General features: G+C 60.4%; 1 protein-coding gene. It reads left to right on the top strand.

The window, feature by feature from the left end:
• A partial coding sequence (locus GR212_RS36535) for an acetate--CoA ligase (RefSeq protein WP_163995009.1) occupies window positions 1-1,242 on the top strand: 1,242 nt, incomplete at both ends.

The following is a 1,242-nucleotide window of genomic DNA, read 5'->3' as shown; positions in this document are numbered from 1 at the left end:
TGCCCTGATCGATCAGGCGAAATACCAGAAATGGTATCAGCAGAGCGTCGAGGATCCCGACAAATTCTGGGGCAAGCACGGCAAGCGTATCGACTGGTTCAAGCCCTACACCAAGGTCAAGAATACGTCCTTTACCGGCAAGGTCTCGATCAAATGGTTCGAGGATGGCGTCACCAACGTCTCCTATAATTGCATCGACCGGCATTTGAAGAAGCATGGGGACCGCGTCGCTTTCATCTGGGAAGGCGACAATCCCTACATCGACAAGAAGGTCACCTATAACGAGCTTTACGAGCAGGTCTGCCGGCTGGCGAATGTGCTCAAGAAGCACGGCGTCAAGAAGGGCGATCGCGTCACCATCTATATGCCGATGATCCCCGAAGCAGCCTATGCGATGCTCGCCTGCGCGCGCATCGGCGCGGTTCACTCGGTCGTTTTCGGCGGCTTCTCGCCCGAAGCGCTTGCCGGCCGCATCGTCGATTGCGAATCGACCGTCGTCATCACCTGCGACGAAGGCGTTCGCGGCGGCAAATCCATCCCGCTGAAGGAAAACACCGATACGGCGATCAATATCGCCGCCAAGCAGAAGGTCGCGGTCAAGACCGTCATCGCCGTGCGCCGCACCGGCGGCAAGACCGGCTGGGAACCCGGCCGCGATTTCTGGTATCACGAGGAAATCGCCAAGGTGAAGGGCGATTGTCCGCCGGCGAAGATGAAGGCGGAAGATCCGCTCTTCATTCTCTATACATCCGGCTCCACCGGCAAGCCGAAGGGCGTGCTGCACACGACCGCCGGCTATCTCGTCTATGCGGCGATGACGCACGAATATACGTTCGACTATCACCCCGGCGATATCTACTGGTGCACGGCCGATGTCGGCTGGGTGACCGGCCACTCCTATATCGTCTACGGGCCGCTCGCCAATGCCGCGACGTCGCTGATGTTCGAAGGCGTGCCGAACTATCCGGACCAGGGCCGGTTCTGGGACGTCATCGACAAGCACAAGGTCAATATCTTCTATACCGCCCCGACGGCAATCCGCTCGCTGATGGGCGCCGGCGATCACTTCGTCAAGCGCGCCTCGCGCTCCAGCCTGCGCCTGCTCGGCACGGTCGGCGAACCCATCAATCCGGAAGCCTGGGAATGGTACTACAAGGTGGTCGGCGACAGCCGCTGCCCGATCGTCGATACCTGGTGGCAGACGGAAACCGGCGGCCACATGATCACGCCGCTTCCCGGCGC

The sequence above is a fragment of the Martinezella lusitana genome, from assembly GCF_010668395.1.
In the GTDB taxonomy this organism is placed as follows: Bacteria; Pseudomonadota; Alphaproteobacteria; order Rhizobiales; family Rhizobiaceae; genus Rhizobium; species Rhizobium lusitanum_A.
Note: the sequence above shows the minus strand (reverse complement) of the source record. Positions and strands in the feature narration are given on the sequence as shown.